This is a genomic window from Glycomyces halotolerans (assembly GCF_054779575.1).
In genome coordinates this window covers 47,214-60,216 of sequence record NZ_BAAGXZ010000005.1, presented here as the reverse complement: position 1 = coordinate 60,216, position 13,003 = coordinate 47,214, and the positions used below count along the sequence as shown (strand labels likewise).

The following is a 13,003-nucleotide window of genomic DNA, read 5'->3' as shown; positions in this document are numbered from 1 at the left end:
GAAGCGGGCGGTCCCGGAGCCGGGCTCCTGGACCGCCCGCTTCAGTGCGTACCGGACCGCCCGCTTCACGCACTTCCTCCGTCAGTGCGTGCTGGACCGCCCGCTTCACGCACTTCCTTCGTCAGTGCGTGAAGTGCCTGGTCCCGGTCAGGTACATGGTCACGCCGGCCTGTTCGGCGGCGGCGATGACCGCTTCGTCGCGGACCGAGCCGCCGGGCTGGACGACGGCGGTGACGCCGGCGGCGGTGAGGATCTCCAGACCGTCGGGGAAGGGGAAGAAGGCGTCGGAGGCGGCCACGGCGCCCTTGACGCGGTCGCCGGCGCGTTCGACCGCGAGCCTGGCCGCGTCGACGCGATTGACCTGGCCCATGCCGACGCCCACCGAAGCGCCGCCGGCGGCCAGCAGGATCGCGTTCGACTTGACCGACCTGACCGCGCGCCACGCGAAGACCAGATCGGCGAGCGTCCGCTCGTCGGCCGCCTCACCGGTGACCAGCCGCCACTGCGAGGCGTCGTCGCCCTCGGCGTCGATGCGGTCGGGCCGCTGCACGAGCACCCCGCCGGAGACGGGCTTGAGCTCGAGCGCCGACGGCCGCCACTGCGGGGCGCGCAGCAGGCGGACGTTCTTCTTCTTCGACAGGATCGCCACGGCCTCATCGGAGAACGCGGGCGCGACGACCACTTCAGTGAAGATCTCGGCGATCTGGTCGGCGGCGGCCGCGTCGACCTCCCCGTTGGCGGCGATGACGCCGCCGAAGGCGCTCACCGGGTCGCATTCGTGGGCCTTCTTGTGGGCCTCGGCGATCGATCCGGCCACGGCGATCCCGCACGGATTGGCGTGCTTGATGATCGCCACGCACGGTTCGGCGAAGTCGTGCGCGGCGCGCCAGGCGGCGTCGGCGTCGGTGTAGTTGTTGAACGACATCGCCTTGCCGTGCAGCTGCTCGGCCTGGGCGAGCCCGGCCGGGGCGAGCGGATCGGTGTACAGCGCCGCGCTCTGGTGCGGGTTCTCCCCGTACCGCAGGTCGGCGGCCTTGGCCAAGGGCGTGGCGATGAACTCGGGCAGCGCTTCGTCCTCGGCCTGGTCGGCGAGCCAGGTCGCCACCGTCGAATCGTAGGTGGCCAGGTGCGCGAAGGCCTTGGCGGCCAAGCGGAGCCGCTGCGAAGCGGTGGTGCCGCCGGCCGCGGTCGCGGCGCGGACCAGGTCGTAGTCGGCCGGGTCGACCACGACCGCGACGTTGGCGTGGTTCTTGGCGGCGCCGCGCACCATCGAAGGGCCGCCGACGTCGATCTTCTCGACGACGTCGTCGAAACCGGCGCCGGAGGCGACCGTCTCGGCGAACGGGTACAGGTTGCCGACCAGCAGGTCGAACGGTTCGATGCCGAGCTCGGCGAGCTGATCGCGGTGGGAGTCCTTGCGCACGTCGGCGAGCATGCCCGCGTGCACCTTCGGGTGGAGGGTCTTGACGCGGTCGTCGAGGATCTCGGGAAAGCCGGTGAGCTCCTCGACCTTCGTCACCGGGACGCCGGCCTCGGCGATGCGGGCCGCCGTCGAGCCGGTGGAGACGATCGCGACTCCGGCGTGGGAGAGGTCGCGGGCCAGGTCCACGACGCCGGTCTTGTCGAAGACCGAGATGAGGGCCCGTTTGACGGGCTTGCGCTGTTCAGACACGGATGCACTGCTCCTGCTTCGATGAAGATGACTGCGGCCCAGGCGTTCGACCGCAGTTACAGGTTCAGCAGTGCCGCTCCCCGGTGGTGCTCCACCTGCGAACGTCCCCCAGGTTCCCCCTCAACAACGAGCTGCCCGGTCCGTGCCACGGGAAACCTCGGTGTCGACGTCCTCGCCAGTTGCGACAGGCCGAGACTAACACGCCGGTCCCCGCAGTCCGTGCACCTCCGGAAGCGGCCGGTGAGACCCGCCACCGGCGGCCGGCGCCGACAGCGGCGGCAGGCAGGCGAAGGCCACGACGAGGGGCACTGGAGGTCGTCATCCGAGACTGACGCGGCGCCCCTCGACGGTCCAGCCGTCGCGGACCATGCGGCCGACCGCTTCGACCAGTTGGGCGCGTTCGGCTTCCTTGATGCGTTCGGTCAGGGTCTCGACGGTGTCGTCATCGCGGACCTCGACGGCGGTCTGGGCGATGATCGGGCCGGTGTCGACGCCGTGGTCGCAGATGAACAGGGTCGCGCCCGCGAGTTTGACGCCGGCCTTCAGCGCCTCGGCGGGCCCGTTCATGCCGGGGAAGGCCGGCAGGAGCGAGTTGTGGGTGTTGATGTACCGGCCGGGGAAGGCATTGAGGAAGCGCGGGCCGCACAGTTTCAGGAATCCGGCCGAGACGACCAGGTCCGGTTCGAAGGAAGCGACGGTCTCGGTCAGCGCCGCGTCCCAGGCGTCGCGGTCGGGGTGGTCGCGGACGCGTTGCACGAACGTGGGGATGCCGGCCGCTTCGGCGCGTTCGAGGCCGCGAATGCCGTCGCGGTCGGCGCCGACGGCCACGACCGTCGCGCCGTAGGCGGGGTCGCGGGAGGCGTCGATCAGGGCTTGCAGGTTGGATCCGGAGCCGGAGACGAGCACGACGATGCGGCTGGTCGCGGCGGTGTCCGCCGAGCCGGAGTCAGGTGTGGCCACGCGTGCACACTAACGCGTCGTCGCGGGCGGGCAAGGGTTCGGGGATGACGACCGTGTCTCGCCGCACCAGCTCGGCTTCGGCGGCGCGGCGGTGGACGGCGAACAGGCGCGCGATCAGGGCGGCGCCGACCAGGCCGAGGAGGATCTGGAGGCCGCCGAGGGCGGCGACCGGCAGCGGGTCGGGGCCGATCTCGGCGAGCCGGCCGCGGCCGGCGGCGCCGCCGGAGAGCCACGAGAGGCCGCCGAGGAGGACCGCGGCGGTGGCCGAGGCGAGGATCGCGGCGGTGGTGACCCGCGGCAGTCGCAGGTCGGGGGAACGGTAGGTCAGCAGGACGCCGAAGACGGCGGCGAGCATGAGCGGCAGGCCGATGAGGACGGTCGCGGCGGCCGGGAGGGGGCCGGCGGGCACGGCGGCGAACACCGGGAACGCCGGCAGGGGTCCGAGTTCGACCAGTTCGGCCTGGACGGCGGTGCCGGCGCCGACGGCGAAGCCGGGCCCGGACATGTAGGCCACGGCCCATACCGCGAGGTTCGGGAGGTAGATGACGGTCAGCAGCGCCACGGCCCAGGCGCCGCCGCCGTAGAGGCCGAGCGTGTCGGCGACGGCCGGGCCGCGGACGGCGAAGGCGACGCCGACGGCGGCCGAGCCGAACGCCAGGAGCGCGGCCACGACGAGGGTGCCGGTACGGAGGGCGCGCCGCAGCCACACCGACTGGCGTTCCCAGGGCAGGAGTCCGGCTTCGCGTGCCGAACCGTAGGCGGTGGCGGCTGCCGCGGACGGCGCGGTGTAGGCGAGCGTTTCGAGGACCGAGACCGAGAACGGGCCGGTGGAGGCGAGCGCGGCCACTCCGGTAGCCAATCCGATGTAGAGGATGGAGACGGATCCGGCGGCGGCCCGGACGGCGGCGGCGTCGCGGCCGCCGATCGCGCGGGTGGTGCCGGCGGCGGCTTTGGCCAGGCGCCACAGGAGCACGGCGGTCAGCAGCAGCGGCGTGACCGTCAGGTGCAGCGTTCCGATGTCGACGGCGACGCCGTGCCCGGCGAGCCAGGCGACGCCGGCTGCGGCCACGACGCTCGAGACGGCGCCCTCCCGGCCGGCCGGCCACCACGCCAGGATCGTGGCCACCAGGATCGGGGTGTACACGACCGTGAAGCACCACAGCACCGTCGCCACGGCCGAGGCGATGAGCGTGCGCGGCCGACGCGAGGACGTCGGGCGCGAGGCGGGGTCGACGACCACCGTGTCCCGTTGCCCCGACTGGACGGAAACCGACGGCCGATCAGGTCGTTTCTCCACGTCGACCAGTGTGGCACAGGACGGGCGCGCTGGAGGGCGAGGGAAATGCGAGGATGAGTCGGCACGTCCGGTCGCGCGAGGCGGCCGGCTTCAGAGCGACTGGAGGCGACCATGCAGGGTCCCGGTGACTTCTTCGCGACGACCGAGGCGTACGAAGTGGTGGACGGCGACACGTTCCGAGCCGTCCTCGGCGGCGAGAAGACCCGCGTGAGGATCATGGGCATCAACGCCCCCGAGTCCGGGGGCTTTCGCGAGGCCGAGGACTGGGGCTCCGAGGCGAAGGCCTACGCCAAGCGGAAACTCGAGGGCCGCACCGTCCACTTGTTCACCGACCCCGGCGACCCGATCTACGACCAGTACGACCGGCTGCTGGCGCACGTGGTCATGGAGAACGGCATCAACTACGCCGTGCAGGCCGTGGCCGAAGCGTAGGCACGTTGAGGACGTATAAGCCTGCATGGGTGTCGGTCTGTGCGGTGTCGCCTCCTCCGCACAGTCCTATGCGTACAGCAGCCCCGGGCCTGGTCCCCACGACCGCCCGGGGCTGCTCGCTTGGGTTACGACAGGGACCGGGGCCCTTTGTGGCCGTTCAGGCTGGGCGTGCCTTCGTCGATGAACGCCTTGCCGAGGGCCATGCTCTGGCGCTCGATCGTTTGGGCGCGCCGGTGAACACCCTCGACGGCGCGGTTGATTTTGTTGACGGTGGCCCGCTCCTGGCGGATGAGCTGCTCGATCCGGTTGGCGCGCCGTTCGATCGTGCAGTGCAGCCATGCGGCGAGCGAGCAGCAGATGAGGCCGATCCACAGGCCCACGAGGACGAGCTCATGCTCGAGGGGGACGACGGGTTCCCGGAGGTGGATGAGGACGGTCATGGTGCCGACGAGTGCCGGCGTGGCACCGATGAGGAGGTGACGGACGATTTCGGGGCTTTTCTGGTCTGGTGATTCATCCATGAGGCGCTCCGTTGCGCGTAGGGAATCGGATTGTCACGGTACCGTCACATAACTCTATGACACCGGGTGTTTACCCGCCAGTCATCCGAACGTCCGGTGAATCATGGCCGTTTTCTGTGCAACCTTTTGTCGGGTGGCCGACAGTTACGCCCGTCGCCGCTGTTCGTAGCGCTTCATGAGGTCGTCCAGGTCGTCTTTCATCCTCTGCAGGTCCCTCTCGTACATCTCGACCATCGCGACGTACGGTGCGCGTTCCTCGTCGGTGAGGTGCGGGCTCGTCGCCAGCGCGCGAGCGCGCCTGATTATCGCCTCCACACTCTCGACGGCCTCCGGCGTCGGCTCTCCCGTGGCTGCTCTCGCTTCCGCCTCGCTGCGGCGGCCGGCCTTCACCTCCAGGGTGACGAGAACCTGCGCGGGGTCCCGTCCGGCGCGGGGGGCGAGGCCGTTGGCGATCATGCGGAGGCTGTCGGTGGTCGGCTGGTGGCTGCCTGCCCGCCATCGCCCGATCTGGGTCGGCCTGACGCCGGTGAGGTCCTCCAGGATCGTCGTGTTCGGCGTGCCCCGGCGAGAGTCCGGGACGCCCGCCGCCCTCGACAGCTCGTCGAGGTACTTCATGAACTCCCCGTGTGCCCACCCGCGCTTGCTCATAGGCAAGAGATTAGGGCTCTTGGTATGTCGGCGCAATCGCTTGCTAGAGAGCGACTTACGGCGGCCTAGCTGCGCCTTTTCTGCCGTAGCTGTCATGCATATCTTCCCTTCGTGGCTTGCCTACAGGCAAGTCTGATTTGTCCATGCTACCTGAGTCAACCCCCCCTGGGGAACTTGCCTGCGAGCAAGTAGGGTGCTATGGTCGCTTACATGCAAGCGAGTGAGCAAGAAATCTTCGACTGGGACGTCTTCGACGAGCTCTGTCGGGAACGCGGCTGGGACCGCCCAAGCGAGCGCGCCAACGCGCTCGGCGTTCACATCGGGACGGTCATGCGCCTCGAGGCCGGCGAGCGCCGCCCCGGCCTCACCTTCGCCAATCGCTGCCGCCGGGTCTTTGGCCTGGAGAACTTCGTCCGACTCTTCCCTCTGCCGAACCCCGAGGAGGCCAGCGATGTCGACGCCTGAACCCGCGAACGCCGAGGCCAACCAGCAGCAGCGCACCCCCGAGTACCCGCCGCTCGCCCCGCGCGTGGGCGACCGCATCGCCGAGATCTTCGGCCCCGGAATCCGGCGCGAACTCGCGGCCCTCCAGCGCGAGCCCGCCTCCGCTTAGACCTCCCTCCGCCGGCCTCCCCAGGAGCCGGCACGGGGCCGCCACCGATGTGGGGCAACGGGGCGGCGGCCCCGCTTCAACGCCGAAACGAGAGGAACACGAACACATGAGCGACCTGGAACGGTTCGACTTCGAAGGACTCGACGAGTCCGCCTTCGGCCTCCACCCTGAGCACGGACCGCTGGTCCACAAGGCGAAGTTCATGAAGTGGATCGGCTACGACACCGCCAACGCCTCCAGGACCGCTGACCGCCATCTCCAACCAGGAGACCTGGTCAAGGGGGTTTTCAGTCCGATCGGACTGAAAAATCAGCGGGGCCGGAAGGCCGACGCCCTCACCAAGCGAGGTGTTCAGCGCCTCCTGTTCCGCTCCGATCACCCCAAGGCCATCCAGTACACCGACCGCGTCCTGGACATGCTCGACCAGCTCGACCGCACCGGCATGGTCGTCGACGAGCAGCGGATCACCGACGACCAGATCGAGGCCGGCAAGGAGCGCCTGGACGCCCTGCAGCGTCAGCGGCTCGCCGAGCGCATGGACTACGGGCACGTCAAGCACGCTCTCGCGCAGGGCGGGGCGATCTCCGAGGACTACCGGGTCGTGCAGAACACCCTCTACATCGAGTTGTTCGGCATGACCGCCGCCGCGATCCGCGCGGTACAGCCGCAGCTGACCGGCGAGCGGCGCAAGGACGGCGAGTTCACGGCCGCGTCGAAGACGGTCGCCAAGAACTACCTCACCGAAGCGCAGCTGTCGCTGCTGAACAACACGGTGCTCGCGATGTTCGTCCAGATCAGCCAGCACTACCCGAACGGCGCGAGTGTCCGGCAGATGCTCGACGCGGTCCACCGCGCCGTCGCCCTCACCAAGCCTCGGGCGGTGGCGGCATGAAGCGCCCGATCCGGCCGGCCTACACGCGCAAGATGCGCGAGCTCGACGAGATGACCGGTGGCCGCCTCCCGCGCCCCGAGCTCCGGCGGGCCGCCGAGAACAGCCGATACGTCGAAGGCGAGCTGGTCCTCAACGCCGATGGCGTCCGCATCCTCATCGAGTACTCGCCGCTGGACCCGGTGACCAAGGAGCTGAGGCGGGAGCAGTTCGAGGCGTCCGTCGCGAACGTCCAGCGCAACCGCGACCAGTAGCCGTCCCCTTGGGGGCTCGCCGGGTTCGACACCCGGGACGGCACGCAAGAAGGCCCCGACCGGTGACGCGGTCGAGGCCAAGGCCACGGAGAAAGAAAGGAAGTCCACTCCGTGAACACGAACCCTACCCAGACGACCGAGGCGCGGCAACTCGCCGACGAGGTTGACGACCTCCGCACCGAGCGCGACGCCATCCGCGCCGAACTCCAAGGCGCCCGTAAGGGCCTCGCCGACACCCGCGACCTGATGCGCGCGGTCCTGGACGCGGTCGACGTGCCGCTCCCAGCGACCGGCGGCGACGAAACCGCCTACTACTGCCTGATGGCGTCCCGGGCGGGCGTCGTCCGGGCCGCGCTCCAGACCGCCCTGGAGGACGCCTACAACGTCCCGGTCATGACCCGGCACCTCCGCGACACCGCCGGAGGTGCCCAGTGACCCCGAACGTCCTGGACCTGGCCGACTGGACCGCCCGCGACGACTCGATGCCGCGCCCGGCCCCGAAACCGGAACCCTTCAGCCCCGCGCGGCCGATCCCGCCGTACCCGCCGGAACCGAAGTGCGGCTCCCACGCCTACTACTGGGTCGTCTCCGACGCCTCCCAGCGGCTCGTGTGCGGCCCGCACCTGCACCTGATGCTCGCCCTGCTCTACACCGAGCACCCGGTGATCGCCGCCGAGGAGCCCGAGCCCGGTCAGCTCTGCGAGTACCCGGGGGTGGCCCGATGAACGACAACACCACCGAACTGCCGACGTACACGCGCCCGGTCGGCGGCACCGACCCGCACCCGGCCAAACCCGAGAAACTCCTCGAGGCCCTCGACGCGCAGCTCGACACCGTGTGGGCCGCGATGGAGCGCCGCGGCACCCTCGCGGGCGCCGAGGCGCTGCAGAAGGCCACCAGCGAGCTCGTGGCGCTGTCGCAGTCCCTCGACGGCTACGCGGCCACCCGCGCCGAGATGCTCACCGGCACCGCCGAGGTGGCGCTCTCCCACGAGGCCGACCCGGACCCGTACGACACCGCGATGTCCGGCCTCGACGAGGCACCCAAGCGCCGCGTCCGGTCGCTGGTCGCGCGCCTGTTCGGGGGTGGCCGATGAACCGCCGCCGCGCTGCCCTCGCCTGCGCTGGCGCCATCGCCGCCGGCCTGGTCCTCATCGCCGCCGGTGTCGCCGTCGGTGAGGCCACCGACCCGTGCCTGAGGGCACAGGCCCCCGTCCACGCCGCCGCGGCGTACGCGCTGGCCGGCTACTGGGCCGAGACCCGGGGCGTGGTCGACGCCCGCACCTGGCTCGCCCACCCGATCCGCACCGTCCACGCCCTCGTGGCCCGTATTGGAGGCTCCCGATGACCGTCGAATACGCCGTCGCGCTCGCCGCCTCGGCGACCGCGTTCGGGCCGCTGATGCTCATGTGCGCGGTCCTGTGGTGGCCGCTGCACACCGACAGGCGCCCGGTGCGCCGCGCCGTGGCCGCCGTCGGCCGCCTCCTCGCCCGCGCCGACGCCCCCGACACCGACTGGCCCCGCCAGGACTGGAGGAGCCAGTGACCGCCGCGCAGATCCTCATGGCCGCCGGGGGCTCCGCCATCGTCGCCGGCGTGATCGCCGCCGTCGCGTTCTTCTCCTCGGCCGCCGCCGACCGGCGGGCCGTGCAGGAGCCGACCGGCGAGCTCGACTCCGTCGACGACGCCGACACGCTCGCCAACCTCTACCCGGTCACCCAGGCCCCAGCGCTGACCCGGATCGAGGAAACCCGCATCCGCGCCATTGAGCGCGGCCTCATGACCGACCCCGAGCTCTCCCGACTCGCCCGCCGCCACGTGAAAGGCACCTCATGAAAACCGCAATCGGCATCGCCGCCGCCATCGTCCTCTTCCTCTGCTGCGGCGCCTACTACTGGGGGTCCGAGGACACCATCACCTGCACCGTGAGCGAAAAGGACCGCACCACCGCCAGCAGCGGCGACGGCGGCTCCAGAAGCGTCCACCGGGTCTACACCGAGGACTGCGGCGTCCTCGAAGTTGGCGACGCGCTCCCGCGCGGTCAGTTCGACTCGGCCGACGTATACGCCTCGCTCGAGCCCGGCGCCACCTACGAGTTCACGACGATCGGCTGGCGCATCCCGCTCCTGTCGATGTTCCCGACCGTCATCGACGCCACGGAGGTCCAGTAGCCATGACCGACACCAGCAATCGCCCGCTGACCGTCCCCGAGCTGCACGCGATGTTCGAGGCGACCGACAACGCCGCCATCGCCGCCGAGCGCAGCTCCCTCCCCGACTGGCTCCGCGAGGACGACCGCCACGGCCCCGGCCCGGCGCCGCTGCGGACCCTCCTCATCGCCGACTACCTCGAAGCGAAAGAGCGCTCCGAAGAGGGCCACGGCGAGGCCGAGGAGCGCCTGCTGAGGCTCGGCGAGCAGTTCGGCGCCGCCCGCGCGCTCGCCCGCTACCTGGTCGACGCCGGGGAGTACGCGACCGCCCGCGAGGCCACCGACGCGATCGAGGCCGGGCGCGTGGTCGGTTTCCCCACCGGCCGCGACCTTTCGGAGGTGCCGTTCTGATGGCGACCTGGATTGACGAGATCTTCAAGGCCGTGCCCGTGGTCGGATGGGACGCATCTGATGGCGTCTGGCTCGAGGCGCGCCGGTCGGGCCTGGGCGGGTCGGACGTGTCGGCCGCGCTCGGGTTCTCCCGGTACCGGTCGCCGTGGGACGTGTGGCGCGAGAAGACCGGCGAGCGCCCGCTCGACGGCGAGCCGCCCTCGGAGGCGGCCGCGCTGGGGACCGCGCTGGAGCCATGGCTCCTCGGGCAGGCCGAGGCGGTCCTCGACGCGCCCGTGTACCTGACGCCGGCGCGCACCTACGCGCACCCCGATCACGATTGGCGCCGCTGCTCGCCCGATGGGGTCTTGGCCGACGGCCGCCTCGTCGAGTGCAAGACCGCCGGGCTCGCATCCGGTTTCGGCACCCCGCCGGGGTGGGCCGACGAGCGTGTCCCTCTCGGCTACGAGTTCCAATGCCGGTGGTCCATGCACGTCATGGACGCGCCCGCGGTCGAGGTGATCGGGCTCGTCGCCGGTCTGGGCCTGGTCCGCCGCACGATCGAGCGCGACGCCGGGATCGAGTTCAAGCTCGTCTCGCAGCTCGGCGAGTGGTGGGACCGGCACGTGGTCGCCGGCGCCGAGCCGCCGCTGTCGGCGGCCGACGCCGCGCTCATCGCCGAGCTGTACCCGTCCGCGACGGCCGAGGAGGTCGCCCTCGACGGGACCGACGCGGCCGAGCACTGGGAGACCTACCTGGCCGCGCGCGAACGCGAGAAGGCCGCGAAGGCGGAGAAGGAGGCCGCCGGCGCCGAGCTCAAGGCGCTGATCGGCGACGCCGCGAAAGGCACGGTCGAGGGCCACGTCGTTGCGTCCTGGTCGAACAAGGCCGGATCGGTCGACTACAAGCGGTACGCCGCCGACCTGGCCGAACTGCTCGCGGCCGAGGACATCCCCGCCCCCGACCCCGGCGACTACCGCAAGCCCGGCGGCCGGGCGTTCAGCGTCAAGGAGATCAAGTGAACACCGCGCCTACTGTGGCCGACGCGCTCGAGCTGCGCGACCAGGCCGCCCAGACACCGGCCCCGCCGTCGCTGGTCGACGAGATCACGGGCATGGAGCCGAAGTTCCAGGCCGCCATGCCGCGCGGCGCCGAGGCGACACAGCTCATCCGCGACGCGTTCGGGCTGCTGCGGACGACACCGCTACTGGGCCAATGCAACCGCCTGTCGGTCCTCGGCGGGCTGATGAACATCGCGCAGCTCGCGCTCCGGCCCGGCGTCCTCGGGCAAGCCTGGCTGGTCCCGTTCTTCAACAGTAAAGGCGGCCCGAAGAACGCCTCGGGGAAACCGAAGGGCGAACACGTCGCACAGCTCGTCATCGGCTACCGCGGATACGTCGAGCTCGCCCACCGGTCCCCGATCGTCGCCGGCATGGTCGCCCGCACCGCCTACGAGAACGACCTGTTCGAGGTCGAGCTCGGCACCGCCGACCGGATCATTCACAAGCCGCTCATGGACGGCGACCGCGGCAAGCCGATCGCGTTCTACGCCGTCGGCAAGTTCGCGAACGGCGGCTACACGTTCCGGTGGATGACCAAGGCGCAGATGGACAGCCACCGCGACCGGTTCGCCGCCAAACCGCACAAGGGCCCCTGGCGGGACCACTACGAGGCCATGTCCGAGAAGACCATGGCTCGCCAGGTCGCCAAGTACATGCCGCAGGCGACCGACCTCTCACGCGGCCTGGCCGTCGACGAGACCGTCCGTCTCGACGTCAACCCCGATCTGTCCCCGACCGACGCCTCACGGCACATCGAGGGCGAGCACGTCGACGGTGACGAGACACCACAGGAGGACCAGTGAAATCGAACGCCCGAACGTCCCAGATCAGCGCGGCGCAGGCCGCCCGCATCCTCGAGCGGGATCTCGGCCGGTGCGTCGTGTGCGGCGCCGAGGTCGCCGGGGGCCGCCGCGCCCGGTGGGACATCCACCTGCGCGTCCCCCGGCCGGCCACCGGGCAGGGCGACGACCCGCGCGTCCTGTGCGACTCCAACTTGGTGGCCGTCTGCGGTGTGGCCTCCTCGGGCACCAAATGCGCCGGCGCGCTCGGACAGTATCCGATCGCGGCCCGCGCCCGCGGCCTGGTCCTGTGGCGCTCACAGTCGCCGTGGCTGGTCCCGGTCCAGGTGTGGACGGCCGCGACCAAAGGGCACCTCTTGGAGGAGTACACGACGCCGTACGTCCTCGACGACGGCGGCGGCCGGTCCGCTTTGACACGCCTGGACGAGCTGCGCGCCGCGATCAACCTCGAGGCTGCCGCATGAGCACACCTGGACTGTTCGACGCCGAGCCGTACCGGCGCGACCCGATCCCGACCAGGTCCGAGCCCGAGCAGCTCTCGGCCGGGCGGCGGCTCACCCTCCGCCAAAAGCGCGACATCGAACGCGGCTGGCACCCGCTGTCGAAGGTCAACCCCGGCGGCGGCCTCAAGCTCGCCCCCGCCGGGACCGGGACTTGCGGCGAGTGCCGATTTCGGGAGCCGTCGGCCAACCGGTCGTACCCCAAGTGCCTGTACGGCGCGTACGAGGAGCACGGCGTCAACTCCGAAGGCCGCCCGTACACGCTCACCCGCTACCCGCGGGTGGCGTCCTCGGCGCAGACCGACTGCCGCGCTTGGTGGCCGGCCTGCACAGATTTCGAGCCCAAGGAGGTCGAGTGATGGGCCTCCAGGGCTGGCTGTCAACCTGCCCGGCCTCGGGGGGCCTGCGCTCCTACGGGTCCCGCAAGGCCGCCCGGGGGCCCCGTCGGGCGCTGGCGCGTGAGCACTCCGCGCGGCTGTCGCAGCTTCAGATACGGCGCTGCCCGTACTGCCGCCTGTGGCACGTCCGCTGGCGCCTCGGAGGTGGCCGATGAGCCTCGTCCAGCCCGACCTGTTCGGCGAGTACGACGCACAGCAGGAACGCGACCGGCTCGCCGAGCAGCCCGCCACCTGTCCCCGTTGCGGCGAAACCGAACCGAACGGGCACCTGCTGTACCAGAACCACGGCGCCGAGCCCGGCGAGGACACCATCCACGGGGCGGCGCGAGGAGAACACCTGACCTACGGCGATTACTGCACGGCCCAAGACCTCGTGGCGAACCACATCCATTTCGACGTCGTCCACAACCGGGACGAGAGC

The 13,003-nt window shown here is 71.0% G+C and carries 23 protein-coding genes and 1 riboswitch; of the genes, 17 read left to right on the top strand and 6 right to left on the bottom strand.

Annotated elements, in window-relative coordinates; all coding sequences use genetic code 11:
- Positions 1-121: 121 nt before the first annotated feature.
- From purH to ACYVL2_RS06460, 3 genes are all read right to left on the bottom strand, one after another.
- Positions 122-1,672, bottom strand: coding sequence for a bifunctional phosphoribosylaminoimidazolecarboxamide formyltransferase/inosine monophosphate cyclohydrolase (gene purH / locus ACYVL2_RS06470; RefSeq protein WP_460541412.1), 1,551 nt, complete (start codon positions 1,670-1,672; stop codon positions 122-124).
- Between the two features lie 29 nt (positions 1,673-1,701).
- Positions 1,702-1,865: riboswitch (ZMP/ZTP riboswitch) on the bottom strand.
- A 125-nt stretch (positions 1,866-1,990) separates the two neighbouring features.
- Complete coding sequence (purN, locus tag ACYVL2_RS06465) at positions 1,991-2,632, bottom strand: phosphoribosylglycinamide formyltransferase (RefSeq protein ID WP_460541409.1); 642 nt, start codon at positions 2,630-2,632, stop codon at positions 1,991-1,993.
- Positions 2,619-3,929 carry a cell division protein PerM gene (locus ACYVL2_RS06460; protein WP_460541407.1) on the bottom strand — a complete coding sequence of 437 codons (1,311 nt, stop codon included), beginning with the start codon at positions 3,927-3,929 and terminating at the stop codon, positions 2,619-2,621. Before ACYVL2_RS06460 ends, purN begins: the two co-directional genes overlap by 14 nt.
- 111 nt (positions 3,930-4,040) lie before the next feature.
- On the opposite strand from ACYVL2_RS06460, the gene ACYVL2_RS06455 reads away from it, so the two are divergent.
- Positions 4,041-4,361, top strand: coding sequence for a thermonuclease family protein (locus ACYVL2_RS06455; protein ID WP_460541404.1), 321 nt, complete (start codon positions 4,041-4,043; stop codon positions 4,359-4,361).
- A gap of 125 nt (positions 4,362-4,486) precedes the next feature.
- Here ACYVL2_RS06455 and ACYVL2_RS06450 read toward each other — a convergent pair whose 3' ends face one another.
- Both ACYVL2_RS06450 and ACYVL2_RS06445 read right to left on the bottom strand, forming a co-directional pair.
- Entirely contained in the window at positions 4,487-4,882 is a 396-nt protein-coding gene (locus ACYVL2_RS06450; RefSeq protein ID WP_460541402.1) for a hypothetical protein, read from the bottom strand.
- 144 nt (positions 4,883-5,026) lie between these two features.
- Positions 5,027-5,530, bottom strand: a complete 504-nt coding sequence (locus ACYVL2_RS06445; RefSeq protein ID WP_460541400.1) for a hypothetical protein — start codon at positions 5,528-5,530, stop codon at positions 5,027-5,029.
- Between the two features lie 210 nt (positions 5,531-5,740).
- Between ACYVL2_RS06445 and ACYVL2_RS06440 the strand changes: the two genes are divergently transcribed.
- From ACYVL2_RS06440 to ACYVL2_RS06365, 16 genes are all read left to right on the top strand, one after another.
- Positions 5,741-5,995, top strand: a complete 255-nt coding sequence (locus tag ACYVL2_RS06440; protein ID WP_460541398.1) for a hypothetical protein — start codon at positions 5,741-5,743, stop codon at positions 5,993-5,995.
- Positions 5,982-6,143, top strand: coding sequence for a hypothetical protein (locus tag ACYVL2_RS06435; RefSeq protein ID WP_460541396.1), 162 nt, complete (start codon positions 5,982-5,984; stop codon positions 6,141-6,143). Before ACYVL2_RS06440 ends, ACYVL2_RS06435 begins: the two co-directional genes overlap by 14 nt.
- Positions 6,144-6,249: 106 nt before the next feature.
- Complete coding sequence (locus tag ACYVL2_RS06430; protein WP_460541393.1) at positions 6,250-7,035, top strand: hypothetical protein; 786 nt, start codon at positions 6,250-6,252, stop codon at positions 7,033-7,035.
- A complete protein-coding gene (locus tag ACYVL2_RS06425) occupies positions 7,032-7,286 on the top strand; it encodes a hypothetical protein (RefSeq protein WP_460541390.1) in 255 nt (84 codons plus the stop codon). The genes ACYVL2_RS06430 and ACYVL2_RS06425 overlap by 4 nt, the downstream gene beginning before the upstream one ends.
- 111 nt (positions 7,287-7,397) lie before the next feature.
- Positions 7,398-7,721 carry a hypothetical protein gene (locus ACYVL2_RS06420; protein WP_460541388.1) on the top strand — a complete coding sequence of 108 codons (324 nt, stop codon included), beginning with the start codon at positions 7,398-7,400 and terminating at the stop codon, positions 7,719-7,721.
- Complete coding sequence (locus ACYVL2_RS06415; RefSeq protein WP_460541386.1) at positions 7,718-8,011, top strand: hypothetical protein; 294 nt, start codon at positions 7,718-7,720, stop codon at positions 8,009-8,011. The genes ACYVL2_RS06420 and ACYVL2_RS06415 overlap by 4 nt, the downstream gene beginning before the upstream one ends.
- Positions 8,008-8,382 carry a hypothetical protein gene (locus ACYVL2_RS06410; protein ID WP_460541384.1) on the top strand — a complete coding sequence of 125 codons (375 nt, stop codon included), beginning with the start codon at positions 8,008-8,010 and terminating at the stop codon, positions 8,380-8,382. Before ACYVL2_RS06415 ends, ACYVL2_RS06410 begins: the two co-directional genes overlap by 4 nt.
- Positions 8,379-8,633 (top strand): hypothetical protein, encoded by a 255-nt coding sequence (locus ACYVL2_RS06405; protein WP_460541382.1) that lies wholly within the window; start codon positions 8,379-8,381, stop codon positions 8,631-8,633. The genes ACYVL2_RS06410 and ACYVL2_RS06405 overlap by 4 nt, the downstream gene beginning before the upstream one ends.
- On the top strand, positions 8,630-8,830 hold the full coding sequence (locus ACYVL2_RS06400; RefSeq protein ID WP_460541380.1) for a hypothetical protein: 201 nt from the start codon (positions 8,630-8,632) through the stop codon (positions 8,828-8,830). Before ACYVL2_RS06405 ends, ACYVL2_RS06400 begins: the two co-directional genes overlap by 4 nt.
- A complete protein-coding gene (locus ACYVL2_RS06395) occupies positions 8,827-9,120 on the top strand; it encodes a hypothetical protein (RefSeq protein WP_460541378.1) in 294 nt (97 codons plus the stop codon). Before ACYVL2_RS06400 ends, ACYVL2_RS06395 begins: the two co-directional genes overlap by 4 nt.
- Positions 9,117-9,455, top strand: a complete 339-nt coding sequence (locus ACYVL2_RS06390; RefSeq protein WP_460541376.1) for a hypothetical protein — start codon at positions 9,117-9,119, stop codon at positions 9,453-9,455. Before ACYVL2_RS06395 ends, ACYVL2_RS06390 begins: the two co-directional genes overlap by 4 nt.
- Positions 9,456-9,457: 2 nt before the next feature.
- A complete protein-coding gene (locus ACYVL2_RS06385; RefSeq protein ID WP_460541373.1) occupies positions 9,458-9,844 on the top strand; it encodes a hypothetical protein in 387 nt (128 codons plus the stop codon).
- Positions 9,844-10,845 carry a YqaJ viral recombinase family nuclease gene (locus tag ACYVL2_RS06380; protein WP_460541371.1) on the top strand — a complete coding sequence of 334 codons (1,002 nt, stop codon included), beginning with the start codon at positions 9,844-9,846 and terminating at the stop codon, positions 10,843-10,845. The genes ACYVL2_RS06385 and ACYVL2_RS06380 overlap by 1 nt, the downstream gene beginning before the upstream one ends.
- Positions 10,842-11,687 (top strand): recombinase family protein, encoded by an 846-nt coding sequence (locus tag ACYVL2_RS06375; RefSeq protein WP_460541369.1) that lies wholly within the window; start codon positions 10,842-10,844, stop codon positions 11,685-11,687. Before ACYVL2_RS06380 ends, ACYVL2_RS06375 begins: the two co-directional genes overlap by 4 nt.
- Positions 11,684-12,148, top strand: coding sequence for an HNH endonuclease (locus tag ACYVL2_RS06370; protein ID WP_460541367.1), 465 nt, complete (start codon positions 11,684-11,686; stop codon positions 12,146-12,148). Before ACYVL2_RS06375 ends, ACYVL2_RS06370 begins: the two co-directional genes overlap by 4 nt.
- A complete protein-coding gene (locus tag ACYVL2_RS06365; protein WP_460541365.1) occupies positions 12,145-12,543 on the top strand; it encodes a hypothetical protein in 399 nt (132 codons plus the stop codon). The genes ACYVL2_RS06370 and ACYVL2_RS06365 overlap by 4 nt, the downstream gene beginning before the upstream one ends.
- Before the next feature lie 127 nt (positions 12,544-12,670).
- On the opposite strand, the gene ACYVL2_RS06360 is transcribed toward ACYVL2_RS06365, so the two are convergent.
- The gene (locus ACYVL2_RS06360) at positions 12,671-12,988 is read right to left on the bottom strand and encodes a hypothetical protein (protein ID WP_460541363.1); all 318 of its coding nucleotides are present in this window, start codon (positions 12,986-12,988) and stop codon (positions 12,671-12,673) included.
- Between the last annotated feature and the right edge of the window lie 15 nt (positions 12,989-13,003).

Bases quoted from the DNA above. Each gene is read 5' to 3' on its own strand.
- ACYVL2_RS06455 (WP_460541404.1), top strand. From the start codon at position 4,041: ATGCAGGGTCCCGGTGACTTCTTCGCGACGACCGAGGCGTACGAAGTG.
- ACYVL2_RS06450 (WP_460541402.1), bottom strand. From the start codon at position 4,882: ATGGATGAATCACCAGACCAGAAAAGCCCCGAAATCGTCCGTCACCTC.
- ACYVL2_RS06445 (WP_460541400.1), bottom strand. From the start codon at position 5,530: ATGAGCAAGCGCGGGTGGGCACACGGGGAGTTCATGAAGTACCTCGAC.
- ACYVL2_RS06440 (WP_460541398.1), top strand. From the start codon at position 5,741: ATGCAAGCGAGTGAGCAAGAAATCTTCGACTGGGACGTCTTCGACGAG.
- ACYVL2_RS06435 (WP_460541396.1), top strand. From the start codon at position 5,982: ATGTCGACGCCTGAACCCGCGAACGCCGAGGCCAACCAGCAGCAGCGC.
- ACYVL2_RS06430 (WP_460541393.1), top strand. From the start codon at position 6,250: ATGAGCGACCTGGAACGGTTCGACTTCGAAGGACTCGACGAGTCCGCC.
- ACYVL2_RS06425 (WP_460541390.1), top strand. From the start codon at position 7,032: ATGAAGCGCCCGATCCGGCCGGCCTACACGCGCAAGATGCGCGAGCTC.
- ACYVL2_RS06410 (WP_460541384.1), top strand. From the start codon at position 8,008: ATGAACGACAACACCACCGAACTGCCGACGTACACGCGCCCGGTCGGC.
- ACYVL2_RS06405 (WP_460541382.1), top strand. From the start codon at position 8,379: ATGAACCGCCGCCGCGCTGCCCTCGCCTGCGCTGGCGCCATCGCCGCC.
- ACYVL2_RS06400 (WP_460541380.1), top strand. From the start codon at position 8,630: ATGACCGTCGAATACGCCGTCGCGCTCGCCGCCTCGGCGACCGCGTTC.
- ACYVL2_RS06390 (WP_460541376.1), top strand. From the start codon at position 9,117: ATGAAAACCGCAATCGGCATCGCCGCCGCCATCGTCCTCTTCCTCTGC.
- ACYVL2_RS06385 (WP_460541373.1), top strand. From the start codon at position 9,458: ATGACCGACACCAGCAATCGCCCGCTGACCGTCCCCGAGCTGCACGCG.
- ACYVL2_RS06380 (WP_460541371.1), top strand. From the start codon at position 9,844: ATGGCGACCTGGATTGACGAGATCTTCAAGGCCGTGCCCGTGGTCGGA.
- ACYVL2_RS06365 (WP_460541365.1), top strand. From the start codon at position 12,145: ATGAGCACACCTGGACTGTTCGACGCCGAGCCGTACCGGCGCGACCCG.